Below are 22,484 nucleotides of genomic sequence, written 5' to 3'. Positions count from 1 at the left end.
CGGGTGTGCAAACTGAGCTGTCTGATTGATTCGTCCTGGAGAATGGTTGATGTTGTCACCTCGATTACTGCCTCGTGCTGTCTGTTTGTTGCTTTGTCTTATCGTCTACGGGATCGACGCGCATGTCTTTGCGAGTGAACCGCGGGCGCAAGAGCTGGTGGAGCTGAAACGATTTCCTGCCCGCGAAGCACATCAGGGGGTCGCCGTGGATGAGCATGCATTTTACGCGATTTCCAGTCGCGAGATCGGCCGGTACGACAAACAGAGTGGTCAGAAACTGAAGCTCTGGTCGCCGCCGCGGGATTCACATATCAAGCATTTGAACAGCGGGATTGTGATCGACGGCAAGCTGTATTGTGCTCATTCAAACTGGCCTGCATCTCCGTTGAAAAATACGATCGAAGTTTTCGACGCGGCGAGTCTGCGTCCGCTGCAGACATTGAAGTTCCCCAACACAACCGGAGCGATCAACTGGGTTGACCGCCGGGAAGGAAAGTGGTGGGTGGTCTTCGCTTTTTACGGAAAAGCGGAGACTGTCAAGCAAACCCGGCTGGTACGCTACAACGATCAATGGCAGCCGGAAGCGGAGTGGACCTTTCCGCAACAGGTGGTGCAACGCTTTCTGCCTAACAGTAATTCCGGTGGTGCCTGGGGGCCGGGGGGACTGCTCTTCACGACCGGTCACGATCATGGGGAACTCTATGTCTTGCGGGTTCCTGAACAACCGGGAGTGATGGAGTACGTGGAGACGCTGGCTGCTCCCCTCGCGGGGCAGGGGATTGCCTGGGATGCGACAGATGAAGGTGTCCTGTATGGCATCGTTCGCAAGAAACGCGAAGTCGTCAAGATGCGACTCAAGCAGGCTGAATAAGGGAGCGCGATCACTTCAGGCTGCATCCAGGGACCCGTCTGCTTCTGACAAGTTGACTGACTTGCACAATCGGTAGTGACTCAGGACAATAAGCGGCCCTTACGTAAATGAAGTCTGGAGTCCCCATGAGTGAACACATTATTTTATCCCTGTCATTTATTCTGCTGGCCGGTATTGTCTGCCAGTGGCTTGCCTGGCGGGTAAAATATCCCGCGATTATTTTCCTGCTGGCCACAGGGATTTTCGCTGGCCCGGTGATGGGCTGGCTGGATCCGGATGAACTGTTTGAAGATCTGCTGTTTCCCTTCGTTTCGCTGGCAGTGGCGGTGATTCTGTTCGAAGGTAGCCTGACTCTGAAACTGCAGAACATACCGGGGCTGGAGCGGGTCATCCGCAATATGATTACCATCGGTGCCTTCATCACCTGGATGGGAACGACCCTGGCGACGCGGCTGCTGCTCGATTTTTCCTGGAACGTTTCGTTTTTATTCGGTGCCCTGATGGTGGTCACCGGGCCGACCGTCATTACACCGCTGCTGAGAACCGTGCGACCCAAAGAGAACGTGGCCCATATCCTGCAGTGGGAGGGGATTCTGATCGATCCCCTGGGAGCGATTCTGGCGGTTCTGGTGTTCGAATTCATTCTGGCTGGGGGCGCTGAAGGGGGCTTTGCCGCGGGACTGGTCGTGTTCGGTAAAATGGTACTGATCGGGGTGCTGTTTGGCGCAGTAAGTGGTTACCTGTTTGCATTCCTGTTAAAGAAATACTGGATTCCTCAGTATCTGCATAATTTCGCCTCGCTGGCTTTGGTGTGTGTTGTGTTTGCCGTTTCCAATATGTTCGAGGCGGAATCCGGCCTGCTTTCGGTGACAGTTCTGGGAATCTGGCTCGCGAATACCAAGGGGCTGGATCTGGATGACATTCTGGATTTCAAAGAAAGCCTGAGTATCCTGCTGATTTCCATGCTGTTCATCATGCTGGCAGCTCGTATGAATCTGAGCTCATTTCGTGATTTAGGCTGGCCTGCGGTGGCGGTCTTCGCGGTGATTCAGTTTGTAATTCGCCCGGTGAGCGTGCATCTTTGTGCCTTGGGATCCAAGCTGTCGATGAACGAGCGGCACCTCCTGTCCTGGATTGCTCCGCGCGGGATTGTCGCAGCAGCAATCTCGGCCCTGTTTGCCATTAAACTGCAGGCGGTCGGTTATCCGTTTGCAGCGGCAATGGTTCCTCTGACATTCATGGTGATTGTGGGGACGGTGGTGTTACAGAGCACGACTGCCGGCCCGCTGGCTCGTTTTCTGAAAGTTGCCGAGCCTGAACCGAACGGCTTTCTGATTGTCGGCGCAAACCGTCTGGCACAGGTGATTGCACTGGAACTGAAGAAAAACGGCATTCGAACGTTTCTGACCGACCAGAACTGGTCTTCCGTGACAGAAGCCCGCCTGAAAGGGCTACAAGCATACTGGGGAAACCCTGTGTCAGAACATGCGGAACGCCATATTGACCTGATTGGCATTGGACACCTGCTGGCGGTTTCCCCCCAGGTGGAGCTGAATGCACTGGCGGCGCATTATTATCGGCTGGAGTTTACCAAGGCGAATATCTTCACAATCCGGCTTTCGGAACCTACGGCTGGGAAGGCTGAAGCGAAGACCGCTTTCAAATATGGTGGCCGGACGGTGTTTGGTGAGTCGTTGAACTACCAGGATCTGAGTCGGATGCTGGAGCAGGGGGCGGAAATGAAAACGACGGTGTTGTCAGAAGAATTTACCTTTGAACAATTTCAGAACCAGATCGACGCCAAACGCATCCCATTATTCGCCATCGATACCAATCATCACGTGCAGGTCTTTACAGCAGAACCAGACTTTCAACCTAAGGCGGGCTGGAAGATCATGAGTCTGGCGGAGAAGGTACCTGTCGAAGCCGAGTGATTGCTTCAAAAGGCCGCTTTTGCCCCAGACTCTCTTCGCTGAGATCAGTCTGGATCGACAGCACAACACTGCTTTACAATACAATCTCGACAACCTTTGTTTCACAGCTGATTTCCAAGTGACAGAATGTGGAGAGTTTGTATGAGAGTTCATCGCCGTGAGTTTCTGAAACATTCTCTGGCCTGCACATTAGCGGGAAGTTGGACCGGTTCACTGTTACAGGCGCAGGCGGAAACGGCTGCTGAGAAACGACCGTTGTTGAAGCCGGTTCATGAGTCCATTGTCTGCCCCTGGACCCCAGAGCATCCGCGGCACGATCATCAGTTGATCTTCCCGTTGGATGAGAGGCGATTACTACTGGTCTGGTCTGAATATTACAGCCAGTCCGAGCAGCCCGCGCAAAAGAAAGGGTTTTCGGGAATCGGCGATCATGTTGCCTGCCAGATCAGTTCGATGACATCCAACGATCGGGGCCGTAGCTGGGGGAATCGACGGGTGCTGCAGACCAATGAGTGGGTGCACAACGTAAAACATCCCAATCTGATCCGTCTGTCTGACCAGGAAATTCTGTTCTCGTATGTGGGCTGGGACAGTCCCCGGGCGCGGAATGTTTTTTTGAGACGTTCTACCGACAATGGCCGGACCTGGGGACCACAACAGCAGATTTCGGAACCGGGCTGGTATTGCTGTAACGCCGACCATGCTTTACGGCTGAGCACCGGCCGTGTTTTGATTCCGGCCCATGGGCCTGCTGCGGACAATTATGTTGGTGGAACAGCATACAAAGGGGGAGATCTGCACTCATTTGTCTTCTACTCCGATGATGGCTTTCAAACGTGGAAGCGGAGTGCAAACAGTATGACTGCCCCGGGGCGGGGCTGTCACGAACCGGCGATTGTTGAACTCAAGGATGGCAGACTGCTCTGTTTTCTGCGGAATACAAATCAGTGTCTGTATCAGAGTTATTCCGAAGATGGTGGCATCCATTGGAGTAAACCGGTGCCCACTGAGCTGCCTTCCCCGGAAGCGCCTTCCATTGTAAAACGGATTCCCTCTACGGGGGACTTGCTGTTGCTCTGGAATCATGTGGCCTCACCCCGGAACTGGCCGCGAACACCGCTGACAGCAGCGGTCTCGCAGGATGAGGGTAAAACCTGGCGACACTTCAAGGATATCGACAACCGGACCAATTATGACGCCGCGTATCCATCTCTGACATTTGTCGGGGACGAAACGCTGATTGCCTACTATTCTCGTTCGACCGACTGGAAACGTGATTCTGAGGTTACGCTCAAGATTTTCCAAACCGATCAGTTTTATGCATGACGCGATCGGTCTTCTGGTTGATCAGAGGATAATGCTCATGTCGTCGCTCAGGTTGGTAAAGAACTGATCGGCTTCGGTTTCCCAGGCCGGTAGCTTGCGAACTCCGGGAACCAGACTGTCTTCCATCCAACCACTTTCTTCGTGATCGTAACCCAACAGGTGCCCCAGTTCGTGCATGATCACCGACCAGAGATCAACTTGCCCGGCCGCACCGCTGTCCGGCAAAGCGATCAGTGTCAGGTCAGAAGATTCAGTGAACTCGTCGTGACTGGTGGGAGTCGCATCAATGAACCAGCCATATCCGGCGGCATTGCTGTCGATATAGATGGTGTTTCCGGCAGCACGCCCCAAGGTGTCCCCGGCCAGGTCGGTTACCTGAATATTGATCGATTCCAGTTTCTGACTTTCGGCTGACGAAACCTGGGAACTGACTTCATCAACTGCACTGTCGAGCATACTCTGAGCAGTCGTCTGTTTGAGTGGCTCGACGATCAACGGAGGTTCAGCCTGGGACTCGACCGTCAGCAGATTATTCCAGACTTCGGGATAGCTTGATGCATAGTTGACCTGATCTCGACCTTCCCTGGTTTTATTGTAATTCGAGGCAAAGAGGAGCAAGTCTTTGAATTCGACACGATCATTCTGGTTCAGGTCTGCAAACCAGGCGTAGTCTGAATCAGATTGGCTGGGGATTGAATTATAGACGCTGGCAAACAGCAGCAGGTCGCGGAAGTTAATTCGATTATCGTCATTCAGATCGTAGGGGTTTGCCCAGATTTCTGTTCCAGCGAATGCGGCGGGAACCGTGTCGAGAGCGATATCATCGACTAGCGTCACCTGCGGTGTATTGATCTCGAATTCCAGATCATACGGTCCGATGCTCTTGTTTTCCAGGTCGAGTAATACCTGATCCTCGCCTGCGGGTTCGAACTTGATGCGTGCGAAGAGCAGATACCTGTCCGACCCTCGTTGCGTCTCGGTGGTTTCCGCGTAAAGGTTACTGATTGTGCCACTCGCGTCATCGATCAGCCCCATCTGGTTTTGAGTAAAGGCTCCTCCAAATTCGATTTCACTCGCGGAAGTGTATTGTGTCTGATAGCTGAATTCCAGACCGGTGGAGAAGATGCCCTGGGAGGTTGGGTTGAGTGCATCGACCCAGATTTCGACCCAGTAGGTAGACCATTCATCAACCCAATCCCGACCTGCGGGAAGAGTCAACACCTCTCCTGCGCTCGTCGTATTCGATGGCTGACTCACAACTCGCAGGTGCAGTTCTGCAGTCACACGGTCATCATCCCTGATGGTGACCTGACCCTGGCTATCCGTCAGGATGACATTCCGACCAGCCGACTGCATCCCTGAGAGATCGACGAGCAATGTTTCATGTGCTTCGATCAATGGGGAGTCGACGATGGGGATCGTAATTGTTTTGCTGAGCTCACCCGGATTGAAAGTGAGCGTGCCGGTGGTATTCTGATAATCGTCTGGGGCTCCAGCTGTCTGGTCGGACGTGGCATAATTGACGGTCACAGTGGTGTCGACTGGTTGGTCGAGGGAGACGGTGAGGGTGGCGGTGCCTGCATCTTCGTCTACAGTCACATCATCGATGGTCATGGCGGCCTGGTCGTCGTCCTGAATGGTGACCTGCGCCTCGGACTCAGAGATGCTGACGTCACGTCCACTTGCCTGAAGTGCAGAGAGAGTAACCAGGAAGGTTTCATCCAGTTCGACGAGGTTTGAATCGATGATAGGGATGGTGATCGTCTTGCTCAACTCACCCGGATTGAAGGTGAGTGTGCCGGCGGTGGTTTGATAATCATCGGGAGCATCGGCACTCTGGTCGGAAGTTGTATAATCCACAGTTACAGTGGTGTCGATGGGTTGATCGATTGAGACGGTAAGGGTGGCAGTACCAGCGTCTTCGTCGACGGTCAAATCATTGATGGAGATGGCTGCCTGGTCGTCGTCCTGAATGGTGACCTGGGCCTGCGAATCAGTGTTAATCACATCGCGTCCGCCCGCCTGGAGACCTGAGAGTGAGACCAGGAAGGTTTCATCCAGCTCTATGATGTTTGAGTCGATAATGGGGATGGTAATCGTCTTGCTCAACTCACCCGGATTGAAGGTGAGTGTGCCGGTGGTGGATTGATAATCATCGGGAGCACCGGCACTCTGGTCGGAAGCAGCATAATTGACGGTCACAGTGGTGTCGATGGGTTGATCCATCGAAACGGTGAGGCTAACAGTGCCGGCGTCTTCAGCAATGGTGACATCATCGATGGTGATAGCGGCTTGATCGTCGTCCTGAATGGTGACCTGAGCCAGGGAGTCCGTGATAATGACATCACGTCCGCCGGCCTGAAGCGCTGAGAGAGAGACCAGGAAGTTTTCATCCAGCTCAATTGTGTTTGAATCGACGATGAGGATTGTAATCGTCTTACTCTGTTCTCCCGGATTGAAGGTGAGTGTGCCCGAGACGCTCTGGTAATCGTCAGGGGCTCCTGCTGTCAGATCGGAAGTGGCATAATCGATGCTCACATTGGTGTCGACCGGTTGATCCAACGAGACGGTGAGAGTGACAGTGCCGGCATCTTCATCGACAGTGACATCATCGATTGTCATAGCCGTCTGGTCGTTGTCCTGAATGGTGACCTGGGCCTGCGAATCGGTGATGCTGACGTCACGTCCGCTTGCCTGAAGCGCAGAGAGCGTGACCAGGAAAGTTTCATCGAGTTCGACGCGGTCTGAATCGACGATGGGAATGGTAATCGTCTTGCTCTGTTCTCCCGGATTGAATGTCAGTGTGCCGGTGGTGGTCTGATAATCGTCGGGGGCACCAGCTGTCTGGTCCGAGGTGGCATAATCGACGGTTACTGCGGTATCGACGGGTTGATCCATGGAGACGGTGAGGGTGGCGGTGCCTGCGTCTTCATTGACCGCGACATCATCGATGGTGATGGCCGCCTGGTCATCGTCCCGAATGGTGACCTGTGCCTGGGAGTCAGAGATGATCACGTCACGTCCGCTTGCCTGGAGTGCAGAGAGCGTGACCAGGAAGGTTTCATCGAGTTCGACGCGGCCTGAATCGACGATGGGTATGGTGATCGTCTTGCTCTGTTCTCCCGGATTGAATGTAAGTGTGCCGCTGGTGTTCTGAAAATCGTCGGGAGCACCGGCTGTCTGGTCGGAAGTTGAATAGTCAATGGTCACAGTCGTATCGACGGGGTGATCCATGGAGACGGTGAGCGTGACGGTGCCTGCATCTTCATCGATGCTGGTATCGTTAATGGAAATGGCTGCCTGGTCATCATCCTGGATCGTGACCAGAGCCTGATCATCGGCGAAGACGACCTGGTGTCCATTGGATTGGATTCCCGACAGGGTTACCAGAAATTCTTCATCTACTTCAACCACACCGTTATCGACCAGCGGAATGCTGATATTCTTGAGCTGCTCGCCAGGATTAAAAGTCAAGGTGCCGAAAGTGGTGAGATAATCGTCGGGGTTGTCGGCAGTCTGGCTGACTGTGGTGTAGTTGACCGTGATGGTCGTCTGAACCGATTTATCAAGAATCACGGGGATGACAACTGTGCCATTGTTTTCGTTGACGGTCCGGTTTGAAATCTGGATAGAAGCGACATCATTGTCAGAAATCGTAACTGTTCCGGTGTCCTGAATGAGGTTAGCATCGACGGAGGGGTTCGAAATAACAACCGAAAACGCTTCCGTGGCCTCGACATTGGTATCACCGATGATGTCAATCGAGATGGTTTTCGTTTGTGTGCTTGAGGCAGCATTATTGTCAAACAGGATAGTACCTGAGTATGCCAGGAAGTCGGAGCCTGCCAGTGCAGATCCGGAGAGGGTGTCGATGTCGAGCGAAATAGGGTCGGCGTGCAGGCCAGGGATGATACCGGTGGCAGTGACGGTGAGTTGGAGTGTCTGAGTACCGTTATCGTTCTCGGTGATGGTTGCATTGTCGATCGAGAAGGTCGGAACCTGTCGATTGAAGCTGAATACGTTCCCTCTGTTGTGGTATTCATTATACAGAGCTGCTACTACAAGATTGTTGTTGTTCAACGCAACGGTAGCACCAAATCCAAGCCCGAGTAGATCAGACGAGGGTGGATAGCTGAGTTTGGTTTCATGGTCGAGATCCCAGCCAGCTGAACCATCGAAGAGGAATACTGAAGTCTTATTCGTTCCTACGGCAAGCAGATTGCCATCCAGGGCGAGACTGGAACCGAACAGGAAATAACTGTTCTGATCAGCTTGTGTCAATTTGATTTCTGATGGATTAGTCCAGCCACCACTGCCATCAAACAGGTATACGGCTCCTGATTTTTCGTTTGCTCCAGAATGGTAAGGCGCAGAGACGGCAATCGTATTTCCATCGATGGCAACGGAGGAGCCGTAGCGATCTCCGGTTTGCAGGTCAGAGGCGTCGAGGATGGTTTCTATTGCCGAATCCCAACCGGTGACGCCCTTTTCATAGAGATAGGCCCCACCCCGATTTTGTTTCGCTTCAGCACCCACGACCAGTTTGTCACCATCCAGGTCAATGGAATAGCCAAAATGGTCTTGCGCACTTCCGTCTGATGCTGCCAGAATCGATTCTGTGGGCAGGGAAGTGGACCAGTCAGATCCGTTTCTCGTGTAGACATAAACCGCTCCGGAGGAGGGGGCGTTCCCGTTTGCCACAGTACCACTGACCACGATGGTATCGCCCTGGATCGCTAATGCCGTGTTGGCCGTAATTGAGTCCTGTGGAATCGAACGCGATAATCGTGATAACAGGGGAGTGACTGTCGGGGCCGTGGTAGTCCAGTCAGAGCCATTCATTTCATAAATGTAAACCTCTGCTGTGGAGTCGTCCATAATAGCATTAATGAGAATTGTACTGCCATCGATGGCGAAGGTCTCGCCGAAGAGACGAGTCTGTTCGGGATCTGGTGCGGTGAACGCCGTGGTATATTCCCAGAAATCATCGTTTTCATCCGCAGGAGTTCCTGCGTCGTTCCGGGTATAGAGGAAGACCACTCCCTCGGGAGAGAGGGAAGAATCAGAACGTGGTGCCGAGATCAACATGTATTGATCTGAAGTCACAATCGAATCTCCGAAGTAATCACCAACATTGTGTGCGGTCTGGGAGTCGGTAGGACTGAGTTCACTTGCCAGCGTCCAGGTGTCAGGGGCGGACGACTGGTAAACAAATACGGCACCACTTTCTATCCCATCCCGACTGATTCCCGGAACTCCCGCCGCAATTGTACTTCCAGAGATCGCCACCGTATCTCCAAAACTGAGCGACTCTGTAGAGTTGATGGATTCTATCGTTAAGGTCATGGTGCTGGTGTCCCAGTCCGCGCCACCTCTGGAATATATGAAGATAGAACCTGCATCACCGGCGCCGGGAGAGCCGACAACCAGTTGCTGATCGGAGAGAGAGACCGAAGTCCCGAAATAATCATAAGCGGCTGAGCCTGTGAGTTTGATTTCGTCGGGTGGAAGGCTATTCCAGTCGGCTCCATTACGGGAATAGAGATAGGCGGCGCCGGTACCGGTACCAAATTCGTGAGCCTGATGTGAGCCAACTACGATTTCAGAACCATTGGTACTGACTGAGCCTCCAAAATATGTGTTGCTGCTGGCATCAGAGGCGGTCAGTTTTACTTCAATCGGAGGACTGTCGATCCAGTTGTCCCCGCTTCTGGTATAGACGTAGGCGGCACCTGAGTTGGTACCGTTGGCCCCATTACGGGAATCACCTACAACAATCAGGTCGTCATAAATGGAAACTGCGACTCCAAAATCCGTATTGGCAGCCGAATCAGAGGGAATCAGCTTGCGGACATCTGCCGTCGACCAGTTACTGCCGTTCTTTTCGTAAATATAAGCGGCGCCACCACTGGAAGCACCGGAGCTGTCTCCCGGAACGCCGACAACGATTGTGTTTTCGTAAATCGAGACGGCATCTCCAAAGTAAACGTTATTGGTAAAGATCGGGTCGGCCAGAATTTCCATTACTGGCGCTGCGGTTTTCCAGTCAGAACCAACTCTCGTATAAACGAAAACCGCTCCCGTGTGATAATTATTGAAACTGGCCTGCCGGGCACCAATCACGATCGTATCACCGTCGATGGCGACGGAGGTTCCGAAGCGTGCCCCAACCGAGTAATTCGTGAGTTGTGTCATGTCGGGTAGCAAGCTGGTTTCGTATTCCCACGTGTCATCGCTCTGGTCTTCCGAGGTGCCCTGGTCGTTTCTGATATAGATATAGACCGCACCGTTGTCTTCACCGCTTGCTGAGTTCAGTGGCGATCCCACAACCATTACATCCCCATCAATGGCGATGGCATCATCTCCCAGGCGATCACGTGTATGATTGCTGAAATCGGGGGGGGTGAGGAAATCCTGGTTGAAGCTGAAATCGGAATCATCGTTGATGAGTACTGCAGTCCCGTCCAGAACAGCAACGTCACCAGCCAGAGTGCTGCCACCTGTTGGATTGGTCAAACGTCCCAGGATGGTTTCTGACAATTCTTTAATTGTGTCCGCGTTCACAGCAACCAGGGTTGAAGCGGTCTGCTCCAGGGCGGTCGGACTGGCTGAGAAATTAAAAGTATAAGTTTTGGGAGAGTAATCTTCGCCGGCAGTCGCTGTGCCATCGGCGGTGGTAAAGCTGACCGAGGACGCAAAGTTCAGGTCACCAGCGATGCTGCCGGTCCGGGTGATCACGAAGCGGACGTTGCGTGTTCCTGAATCTCCTTCGGAGAATAACTGATCTCCCGTGATACTGAATACAGAATCAGGAGGATGATTGATAATTGTTACAACCCCCTGACTGTCGCCGATGATGACATTGCGTCCCTGGTTTTGCAGATTGGTCAGGTTGACGACGAACGTTTCTTCCGGTTCGAGCAGACCGGCATAGATCAGGGGGACGGTGATTGTTCTCGTTGATTGTCCCGGATTAAAGGTGAGCGTACCTGAGCGGGTCTGGTAGTCCTCCGAACTGACAGCAGTCTGATCGGCGGTTGCATAACTTACGCTGATTGCGGCGTCGACCTCTCTGTCGAGAGAGACGGTGAGTGTGGCGTAGCCGGCATCTTCGTCTACCGTAACATCGTCGATCGTAAGCGATGCCTGATCGTCATCCTGAATGGTGACCTGGCCCTGAGCGTCGTCAAACACAACGTTCAGATTGGTGGCCTGTATGTTTGACAGGGTGACCAGGAAGTTTTCATCTATTTCCACCAGGTCAGAATCAATGATGGGAATAGTGAAGGTTCCCGACAGATCACGCGAATTGATAATCAGCGTGCCGGATGTCGCCTGATAATCTTCAGGACTGCCGGCTGTCTGGTCCGATGTTGTATAATCAATACTGATCTGCCCATCCACCAACTGGTCGAGAGTGACGGTAAGCATGGCGGTGCCAGCGTCTTCATCGACAGTGACGTCATTGATCGAGATCCGCGCCTGGTCATCGTCGAGGATGGTGACTTCGATCGTATCTTCAGGGATCAGGACATCGCGACCACTGGCCTCCAGACCACTTAAGATCAGATAGAAGGATTCCGTCGTCTCCACATTAGCGGAATCGACAATAGGGATGGAAATGATCTTTTGCACTTCACCCGGGTTGAAGGTGATCGTGTTGACGGTGAACTGGCCGATGAAATCATCGCTGTCATTCGTCGATCTGTCATACAGGGAGTAATCGACAGTGATACTGGTGTCTACGGGTTGATCGAGTGTCACGATGACCTGTGCATTACCGACATCCTCGTTGACAGTCAGATCATTGATCAGAATGCGTGCCTGGTCGTCATCCTGGATTGTGATTTCTCCCTGACTGTCAGTGATGACGACATCGCGTCCATTTGCCTGTAATCCGGAAAGATTCACCAGCAGACTCTCATTCAGTTCCACAAGATCTGTATCGATGATGGAAACCGTAATGGACTGGGACTGCACTCCCGGGTTAAAGGTCAGGGTACCTGCGGCGGTTGTATAATCAGCCGGGCTGACAGCGGTCTGATCCACCGTGGTGTAATCGACGGTTATGGTCGTGTCGACGGGATTGTCGAGCGAGACGGTGAGCGTGGCGGTACCGGCGTCTTCGTCTACTGTCACATCATCGATTGTGATCGCCGCCTGGTCATCGTCCTCGATGGTGATCTCGCCCTGGCTGTCTGAGATGACGACATTTCGTCCAAAAGCCTGCAGACCGGAAAGATTGACCAGCAACTTTTCATCGATTTCGACCAGATTCGAATCGACAATCGGAATCGTAATGGATTTAGACAGCTCTCCGGAATTGAAAGTCAGCGTGCCGGAGGTGGGCTGATAGTCCTGGGATTCCAGCGCCGTCTGATCTGCAGTGCTATAGTTGACACTGATGGCGGTATCAACGGCTACGTCGAGAGTGACGGTCAGGGTTGCAGTATTGGCGTCCTCGTTAACTGAGACATCATTGATGGAGATGTTGGCCTGATCGTCGTCCTGAATCGTGATCTGTCCTTGAGAGTCAGTAAAGACGACATTCGCTGTACCAGCCTGGATGTTGCTGAGATTGACCAGCAGAAGTTCCTCTAACTCCACGAGTTCCGAATCGATGATCGAGACCGTAATGGTTTTTGATAAATCGCCTGGATTGAAAGTCAGTATACCTGATTTTGCCTGGAAGTCGTCCGGGCTGAGTGCTGACAGACTGGCGGTGGAATAGTTGACTGTCACCGTGGTTGCCACAGGCTGATCAAGTGAAACCGTGAGTGTGGCGGTCCCTGCATCTTCATCTACGATGGCATTGTTGATCGACAATGTGGCCTGATCATCGTCCTGAATGGTGACCACTGCCTGATTTCGAGAAATCACGACATTGCGTCCATTGGCCTGCAGCCCGGAAAGGCCGACCAGGAACGACTCATCACCTTCTACCAGAGCAGAATCGACGATGGCTACCTGAATCTCTCTGGTCTGTTCACCGGGGTTAAAGGTCAGTGTCCCCGAGGTTCCCAGGAAGTCATCGTTGAGGGCGGCACTTTGTGCGGCGGTATTATAATCAAGGCTGATAACAGTATCGACGGGGTGATCCAGCGAGACGGTCAGGGTGGCGATCCCTGCGTTCTCATCGACGCTGATGTCAGCGATTGAGATGCCGGCCTGGTCATCGTCTGTAATCGTAACTGCCCCCTGGGTGTCGGAGAGAATCACATTGCGACCCACGGCCTGCAGGTTGGAAAGATTGACAAGCAAGCTTTCGCTGCCTTCAACGAGATCTGTATCGGTGATCGGAATTGTAATGATCTTTAACTGTTCTTCCGGATTGAAAGTCAGTGTGCCTGAGGTCGCGGTATAGTCATCGGGGCTGATGGCAGACAGATCTGCGGTTGCGTAATCGACGCTGATGGCAGTATCCACGGGTTGATCGAGTGAGACGATCAGGATGGCGGTACCGGCATCTTCATCTACAGAGATGTCATTGATCGTGATCGCGGCCTGATCATCATCCTGAATGGTGACCTGTCCCTGGGAATCCGTGAAAATGATATTATAGGCAGGCCGAATGTTGGTCAGGGTGACCAGGAAATTTTCATCGAGTTCGACCAGATCCGAATCGATAATGGGAATGGAAATGGTCTGGGTGGATACTCCCGAACTGAAGCTCAGGGTGCCGGAGGATGACTGAAAATCAGTCGGGCTGCTCGCAGACTGGCTGGTGGTATAGTAATCGACCTGGACGGTACCCGAGACTTGTTCATCAAGTGTCACGGTCAGTGTGGCGGTCCCCTCATCCTCATCAACGGAAATGTCGTTGATGGAAAAACGGGCCTGGTCATCATCGTGGATTGTGATTTCAGCATAACCATCGCTGATAATGATATCTCGCTCTTTCTTGTCCAGTACACCGATGGAGAAGCTAAAGCGTTCGTCCGCCTCGACGAGTGCGGAGTCGATGATTGAGACCGGGACCGTTTTCGACAGTTCACCGGGATTGAAGGTGATGGAACCGTTGGCGTAAACGTAGTCCAGCCCTTCAGTGGTATTGATTTCCATTGTGATATAGGTCACGTCGATCGCAGTGTCGATGAGTTTATCGAGCGTGATGACGACAAACGCAGTTCCCACATTTTCGTCAACCGCTAAATCAGTGACTTGAAAACCAGCCTGATCATCATCTTGAATCGTGATCTCGCCCTGGCTGTCAGCGATGACGACATCGCGTCCATTTGTCTGTAATCCGGAGAGATTGACCAGCAGTTTCTCGTCCAGTTCCACCAGATCGGTGTCGATGATGGAAACGATGATTTCCCGGGACAATACACCGGGGTTGAATGTCAGAGTACCTGAGGTCGCGGTATAGTCATCGGGGTTGATGGCAGACTGATCTGCGGTTGCGTAATCGACACTGATCGCTGTATCAACGGGTTGGTCGAGCGAGACCGTCAGCGTTGCGGTTCCGGCGTTTTCATTAATGGAAATGTCGTCAATGGTCAGCGCAGCCTGATCGTCATCCTGAATGGTGATGGTCGCTTCTGCATCAGAGATCCGGGCGTGTCCCGTGACATTGAACAACTCGATTCCGAAGGTTTCGTCTGCTTCGACAAGTAAATCACCAAAGACGCGGATGGAAATGGTCTGTGTCTGGCTGGTTGCTGTCGGTTCGCTTGTAAAGGTGATCGTGCCGGTGGTGTTTTCGTAATCCCCTCCCGCGATAGTTGCGAGGCCATCGATTGTGAGGAAGTCAACGGTCGCACCATAGATCAGGTCACCTGGTTTCGTGGCTGTGCGGGTCACACTGAGAGTGACCATGTGGGAACCATTGTCCGTTTCAGTGACGCTGGCGTCCTCAATGGAAATGGTCGGATTCTGGGGCAACCCATAGACATAGATCGAACCTGCATTGGGCGAATAATCATCGTCATACTTGGCTGCAATCAAGATTGTGTCATTCGAGACGGCGAGGTTACGACCAAAATTGATTCCGGTCGTGGGAGACGGATCACTGAATTTCTGTTGTTCAACCCAGGTCTGATTCTCTTGTTGGAACAGGTAGACGGCTCCATTGTAGGAGACTCCGGTCGGATCGCTGGAGCTACTGATAAAGATCTGGTGATCCTGGATTTTTACACTCACGCCGAATAATGAATCCGCGGCGGCGTCAGAAGCCGTCAAAGTCTGGATCGGATTCCATAAACCGCTGTTGTGATCGAGTTGAAATAGAATGGCCTTACCGGCACTTGCCGGCTGGCCCGGGATGGAGATCGCACCAACCAGCAGCAGATCTCCTTCCAGACTGACCGAGGTACCAAAGGTTCCCAATTCGACAGGAGTAGAGTCTTTCAGTTTCTGAGTCTGTGTCCAGTTTCCATCCTGTTCTTTGAAAATATAAACGGCACCACTGCGGTATTCCGTCTCCGAGTCTAAACGGGCACCAATGACAATTGTCGAATTTTCAATATCGACCGAACTGCCGAAGTTGGCGAGTGGAGCGGCGTCGTCTGCTTCCAGTTTTGCGGTTTGCGTCCAGACGTTGTTTTCACGTTTGAAGACGTATGCAGAGCCGGTATAAACATCGGTGGATCTGGCGCCCACCACTAAGGTATCGTTCTCGATGGCAACGACATCGCCGAAAAATCCATTGCTAATCGTGTCTGCTACATGCAGTTCCTGCTGGAATGACCAGATTCCATTCGAGCGGGTGAATACGAAAACGGAGCCTGCGTTCTCTGCGGTTTCATCGCCATAGAGGGCTGCTACTACTGCGGTATCACCACTGATGGCCACCACGTGTCCAAAGCGGTCTGAAGTGTCATTGTCGGCATCCGGTGCGAGTAAAGTCGCCTGATACTCCCAGGTGTCATCGCCCGTGTACTCGGGAGTCCCCTGATCATTTCTGACATAGATGAAAGCGCCTCCCTGGTCTGAATAGGTCGCATCCCAGCCCGGTGCACTGGAAATCAGCGTGTCACCATCAACGGCGAGACTGAAACCAAAATGGTCATCAGGATGTCGTGATCCGATGGAATAGATTTGGGATTTCAGTTCATAGTCTCCGATATCGTCATCTTTGATGGTGACCGTAGCCAGATCGTCTGGCAGGAAAACATCGAGTCCACCCGCCTGCAGATTACTTAACTGGACGAGGAACGTTTCCGGCAGCTCTACCGGGATGCTGTCGACCAGGTCAATTTCGATGATTTGTGACAGCTCACCCGGGTTGAAGGTCAGACTGCCGGTCTGGCTGAGATAATCGTTCGTCGCGGTGGCACTCTGGTCAACGGTGGTGTAATCGAGGGTGACGGTTGTGCTGACAGGCGCATCGAGAACCACCGTCAGACGCGCTTTTCCCGCCGCTTCATTAACGATGACATCATTGATTGAGATTGTGGCCTGATCATTGTCCTCAATTGTGATCTGCGCAGTATCGTCATCAAGGCGACCGTAACCGGTGAGGTTGGAAAGAGTGACAGAAAATTCTGCATCGAGCTCGACCAGTCTGTCGCCCGGAATTTCGATAGTGATGATTTTTGTCTGTGAGAGAACCGTGGGGTCCCCATTGAAGGTAAGAGTGCCGGAACTGGCCAGGTAATCGCCTTCGGCTGCGGTTGCGGTTCCATCGGTCGTGGTAAAGTCCACCGTTGCCGGGAGCAGCAGGTCTCCGACAGTGACAGCGGTCCGGGTGACTTCAAGTGAAACAAAACGCGAACCGTTATCGCCTTCCGTAATGACAGCATCACTGACAGTGATGGCGGGGGCCTGGGGAGCATAATAATAGATGGATCCGGTATTATCTGCCCCTTCATCATCATAATAGGCGCTGACGAGCAAGGCACCATCTGTGACGGCGAAGGCCTTTCCAAAATAATCATCGTCGGCAGCATCCGGGGAGATGAATTTCTGGGACTGAACCCAGGTGGCTCCCTGTTTCACAAACGTATAAACTTTACCGTTGTTGGTAGCGGTGTCGAGATCTCGCAGTGAGCTGATCACGAGCAGGTTATTTTTGATTTCTACCCGGTATCCAAAGTAAGCATTCTCATTGCCATCGTCTGGAGTCAAGGTCTGTGTTTCGCTCCAGATTCCGGTGTCTATATCCAGGGTATACAGGTATACCTTTCCTCTGGAAGCAGCCGTCACGAATGCGGCGGGGTTACCGACCACGAGGTTCTCACCTTCGAGCGATAATGAACTGCCAAAAAATCCATTGGGGACGATTTGAGAGCTTTTCAGCTTCTGGGTCTCGACCCAGTTTCCGCCAAACTTCTGGAAGATGTAGACCGCACCACTCTGAGAGAGGTATTCCGAGTCCCGATAGGCACCAATGACGAGAGTGGATCCTTCAATATCGATGGCATTACCAAACTGCTGACCCGCGACGGCATCGGAGGCCGTCAGTTTGGTGACTTCCGACCAGACTCCGTTGTCACGCTGGAAGACATAGGCGGCGCCAGTGTAGGAATTGTTGCGTACGGTTCCCACAACAATGGTGTCTCCGTCAATTGCCAGTTTTTCACCAAAGGAATCATTGGAAACGGCATCGGAGGCCGTCAATTCCTGCTGCAGGGTCCAGTTCGTACCCGAACGAGTGAAGACATAGACGGAACCGCTGCCATTGACGCCGTCATCTCCTGAAATTGCTCCTACTACGGCCGTGTCGCCGCTGATCGCCACGGTAAAACCAAAACGATCAAGAAAAGCGGGGTCGGGAGCGAGCAGGGTAGCCTGGTAATCCCAGGTGTCGTCAGACAGGTCGTCGTGGGTTCCCTGCCGATTGCGGACATAGATGAAGGCGGCGCCCTGGTTGGTGACATCTTCCCAGAAAGGGGCACCGACAATCATCGTGTCACCGTCGATGGCCATATCATTTCCCAGGTGATCTCCATCGGAGATGGTGCCTTGCGCCTGGAATTTCGACTTGAACTCGAAGTTGTAGAGTCGATCGTTATCCTGGATCGTGACCGTACCTGTGTTGTCCAGCAGATTCGCATTAAAACCGGTGCTTTGCAGGTTGCTGAGAATGATATCAAATGAGTCCTCCAGCTCAGCCAGCGTGTCCTCAATAATATTAACCGTGATGGTCTGAGACTGCTGGCCTGCAGAAAAACTCAAAGTGCCGCTGGTGGCGGAATAGTCGGTACCGGCGATGGCCGTTCCCTGACTGGTGGCATAGTCGATGGTCAGATTTCCCGGGACTGGTTGATCGAGAGTGACTGTGACCGTGGCAGTGCCATCGGCTTCATTGACAACGACATCTGAGATCGAAAGGTTGACGGTGTCGTTATCGTTGATCGTGACAGTTGCGGTTCCCTGAGAGAGATCTGAGGCGACCGAGGGATTTGACAGCGTCACAGCGAACGTTTCCGCCAGTTCGACTTTGGTGTCTCCGTTGATCAGAATTGAGATCGTCTGCGACTGGGTGGCCAGGGGGGAGTCTTCATCGAAATACAGCGTGCCTGTCAAAGGCTGATAATCATTGTCTGCTGCAGTCGCGGAACCGTCTACCGTGCTGAAATCAACCGAGATCGGCTGGTTGTACAGTCCGTCCGGAATGTCGGTGACGGAAACCGTGAGATTCAAAGTCTGAGTGCCGTTATCATTTTCAGTAATGCTGGCATCATCAATGCTGAACGTGGGGGTCTGCTGATTGTAGCTGTAAACTGAGCTGATCGTCATAAATTCATTAAACAGAACCCCTGCAACGAAACTGTTTCCCTGAAAGGCAACTCTGGAGCCAAATCCCTGATTGTACAATGGCTGGGAAATCGAGTACGTCAGCTTTGTCCCATTCAGGTTACTCCATCCGGAAGATCCATCATAGATGTAGGCCTTGCCGTTTGTAGCGCCTATGGTCAGGGTTTGCCCGTCCAGGCTGACACTTCTCCCAAAATGAGCATAGCTGTAATCTGTCACTCCTTCTGGCGCAGCAAACCGGGTTACTTCAGGCTGATCCCAGCCAGCGCTCCCATCATACAGGTAAACAGCACCGCTGATACTTGAGGCCCCATCAGCCTCAGGGGCCGAAATAATAACGATGTTTCCCTCGATGGTAACCACTGAACCAAAATTGTCTAATGGGCGTATGTCATAGCTGACCAGCTTCGTTTCAGATGCAGAATCCCAGCCGGTCTCTCCCAGCTGATACAGATATGCTGAACCTCGACCATCATCCCCAGAGGCACCGACGATCATTTTGTCTGCATCAATGGCTACCGAGACCCCGAATTGATCGCCTGTATTTCCATCGGAGGAAACCAGAATACTTTCGGTGGGAGTTAATGATGACCAGTTAGCCCCGTTTTTCAGATAGATATATACGGCGCCGGAGTCAGGGGCATTTCCGGTCGCGTTTGCATTTCCAACCACGATCGTGTCACCATCAATGGCGACCGATGATTTCCCTGTCAGTGTACGTGAAGCTCCTGCAAGCAGAGGAGTGATTACTGGAGCGAGCGTCGTCCAGTCGGAACCATTTTTTTCGTAGAGGTAGACTTCCGAAGTCCCGGTTCTAAGTGTAGCACTAATTGCAATCACATCCCCGTTGACGGCGACGCTGTCCCCAAAGCTCAGGGTTTGTGTCGGATCAGGGGCAGTGAAAGAAGTCAGATAGTCCCAGGCGTCATCGCTGTCATCGTTCGGAGTACCGGAGTGGTCCCGGACATACAGGTAGACCACTCCTCCCGGGGAGAGGCTGGAGTCAGTACCCGGGGCGACGATCAGCATATAATCATCATTGATAACAATATTCTGTCCAAACTCATCTCCAGCATTGTTGGCTGTCAGGGGGGAAGTGGGGCCTACGGCGTCTGTCTGGACCCAACTGGTGGAAGTTGTGGCATGAAAAACGTAAGCCGCGCCACTGTTTTCACCATCGGATGTCGTATCGGGAGCACCAGCTGCAATCGTATTTCCCGAGATTGCGACAGAATATCCTAATCTTTGGGCTTCAAAGGGGGGGCTCTGTAATACCGATTCTGTTACCGTGTTGATATCCCAGTCCGCGCCATTTTTGAGATAGACATGGACTTTGCCCCCATAACTGACTCGTCCCGCCCCGACCACAAGACGATCCTGAGTCATAGCCACGGAGGTGCCAAATAAGCTGCTGGATGACTCACCGGTGAACTCTAACTCGTCGGGGGGCGTTGTCGTCCAGTCCACCCCGTTTCTGGTATAGAGGTAGACTGAACCAGAATTGTTTCCCTGGTCATCGGTGTAGATGGCTCCGATGGCGACATCGATACCATTGGTGGCAACACTTGATCCGTACAGATCATTTACATTTCCATCCGAGGCGGTTAATTTTGCTTCGATCGGAGGATTGGTAATCCAGTCTGCGCCATTCCTGGTATAGACATAGGCGGAACCGCTGTTGTATCCGGAATCGTCATCATTGGGGGAGCCTACGACAATGATCTCATCCTGAATGGCAACGGCAGAACCAAAGTAACCACTGATAACGGGATCTGATGGCAGTAACTGTCTGAGGTCTGCTGAAGACCAGCCTGCTCCATTATTTTCAAATACATAAGCTGCACCACCTAGCGTAGTGGATGTGCGGTCTCCCCGGGCACCAGCGACAATCGTATTCTCATGAATGGCCACAGCGGAACCAAAGTATTGAGTACTGTAGGTGCTGGACACATCTAAAATATCAACCTGCGGGGGTTGTGTTTTCCAGTCACTGCCTGTTTTTGTATAAACAAAAACGAGTCCTTTACTGGATGAATTCACCAGAGCATACTCTGCCCCGACCACTATGGTGTCACCATCAATGGCAACTGAAGCGCCGAATTCCGCTGAATGATGGGATCCGGTTACTGCGGGAAGCCCGGACGATAAGGTGGTTTCAAATTCCCAGATGTCATCTGATTCATCACCAGGAGTTCCCTGGTCGTTTCTGACATAGACATAGGCTGCTCCCTCCTGATTGCCGATAGCTGAATTCCAGCGAGCACCTACGACCATCACATCTCCATCGATGGCGATACTGTCACCGAAATAGTCAAACGTATGGTTTGCATAGATCGGGTCGGCATAGTGAATCTCCTGGAATGCAAATTCAGTGTCATTGTTTTCCAGGTAAATAATGCCATCCAGCGTAGAGACATTTCCTTTGAGAATACTGCCACCAGTCGGGTTGCTCAGTCGTCCGAAGAAAGTTTCAGTCTGTTCTTTGTAGGTATCGCCGTAGAGGGGAACATAGACTGTCTGAGTCTGGCTGGTGCCCGTCGCACTTGCTGAAAAATTTACAGTGTAGGTCTCTGCTGAATAGTCTTCACCTGCGATGGCAGTTCCGTCCACAGTCGTAAAATCGACCGAAGAATCAAAATTTAAATCACCCGCACTACCTCCCGTGCGGGTGATTCTGACTGCCAGATTTGCTACACCACTGTCTTTTTCGGTAACGATTATATTTTGTATATTGAATACCGATCCAGGCACCGCATCATCATTTACGATGGTTCCTGTTGCCGTATCATCGGAAATAGTTACTGCGCCGGGCAGTGCCACTCCTACCAGCTGCGGATCGCTGATAATAACAGAGAACGTTTCGTCATTTTCCTGAGTTTCATCGTCATGCACGTAGACCGTGATGTCTGTCGATAAATCTCCGGCTTTGATCGTTACCAGCTGATCGCTCAGAAACGTGTAGTCACTGTGGTCTGCGGTACCAGTCTGGGTATTGACGCGAAAGGTGATGTCCGCGTCGGCGACTTCGCTCAGGGAGACATTGAAGGTCAATGTCTCATTTTCGGGTGCGGATGCGTCGCTCATGCTGAGAGATGTGGAATCATTGTTGGAGATTGTGATCAGTCCACTGTCATCTGCGATAGTCGATAATGTAGAACTGCTGCCCGTCAATAAGAGCTGGAAGGTTTCATCTGTTTCCGTCAGCGTATCGCCGTTGATCTGAACGGTAATGACCTGTGTCTGTGTCAGTTCTGTTGGATCCGCCGTAAATGCCAGCGTTCCGCTGCTGGCGATATAGTCTCCCTCTGCGGCAGAGGCAGTCCCGTCTTGCGTTGTGAAACTGACGAGGGCTATATGATTGAGATCCCCTGCGCTGCTTCCAGTACGAGTGACGGTGATGGAGGCCGTGGAAGTGCCACTGTCTCCTTCGACAATCGAAACATCGTCGATCGTGAGCAACGATGTCAGCAGCGTTCGATCCTCGAGTTGCTCGATCGATTTAACTGACCTGGATTTGAGATGCCTGATTCGCTGCGATTCAGGGCGACGGCGAAGACGTTTCGACCGTTGAGATGTGCGATTGGGTGTATAACGGTGAACGAAAGACTGTAACCAGTTTGTGAGTAACATCAGCTGGTGGCCCTTTGCAGTCT

The 22,484-nt window shown here is 52.4% G+C and carries 4 protein-coding genes; 3 read left to right on the top strand and 1 reads right to left on the bottom strand.

The features are described 5' to 3' along the window. Positions 1-49: 49 nt before the first annotated feature. From FYZ48_RS00530 to FYZ48_RS00520, 3 genes are all read left to right on the top strand, one after another. The gene (locus FYZ48_RS00530) at positions 50-871 is read left to right on the top strand and encodes a hypothetical protein (protein ID WP_149336458.1); all 822 of its coding nucleotides are present in this window, start codon (positions 50-52) and stop codon (positions 869-871) included. 125 nt (positions 872-996) lie between these two features. Next, the gene (locus FYZ48_RS00525) at positions 997-2,805 is read left to right on the top strand and encodes a cation:proton antiporter (RefSeq protein ID WP_149336456.1); all 1,809 of its coding nucleotides are present in this window, start codon (positions 997-999) and stop codon (positions 2,803-2,805) included. A 141-nt stretch (positions 2,806-2,946) separates the two neighbouring features. Then, positions 2,947-4,131, top strand: a complete 1,185-nt coding sequence (locus tag FYZ48_RS00520; RefSeq protein WP_187781806.1) for a sialidase family protein — start codon at positions 2,947-2,949, stop codon at positions 4,129-4,131. Between the two features lie 21 nt (positions 4,132-4,152). On the opposite strand, the gene FYZ48_RS00515 is transcribed toward FYZ48_RS00520, so the two are convergent. Next, the gene (locus FYZ48_RS00515; RefSeq protein WP_149336452.1) at positions 4,153-22,461 is read right to left on the bottom strand and encodes a Calx-beta domain-containing protein; all 18,309 of its coding nucleotides are present in this window, start codon (positions 22,459-22,461) and stop codon (positions 4,153-4,155) included. Positions 22,462-22,484: the final 23 nt, after the last annotated feature.

The organism is Gimesia chilikensis (assembly GCF_008329715.1).
Taxonomy (GTDB): Bacteria; Planctomycetota; Planctomycetia; order Planctomycetales; family Planctomycetaceae; genus Gimesia; species Gimesia chilikensis.
This window is presented reverse-complemented; position numbering and strand designations above follow the sequence as displayed.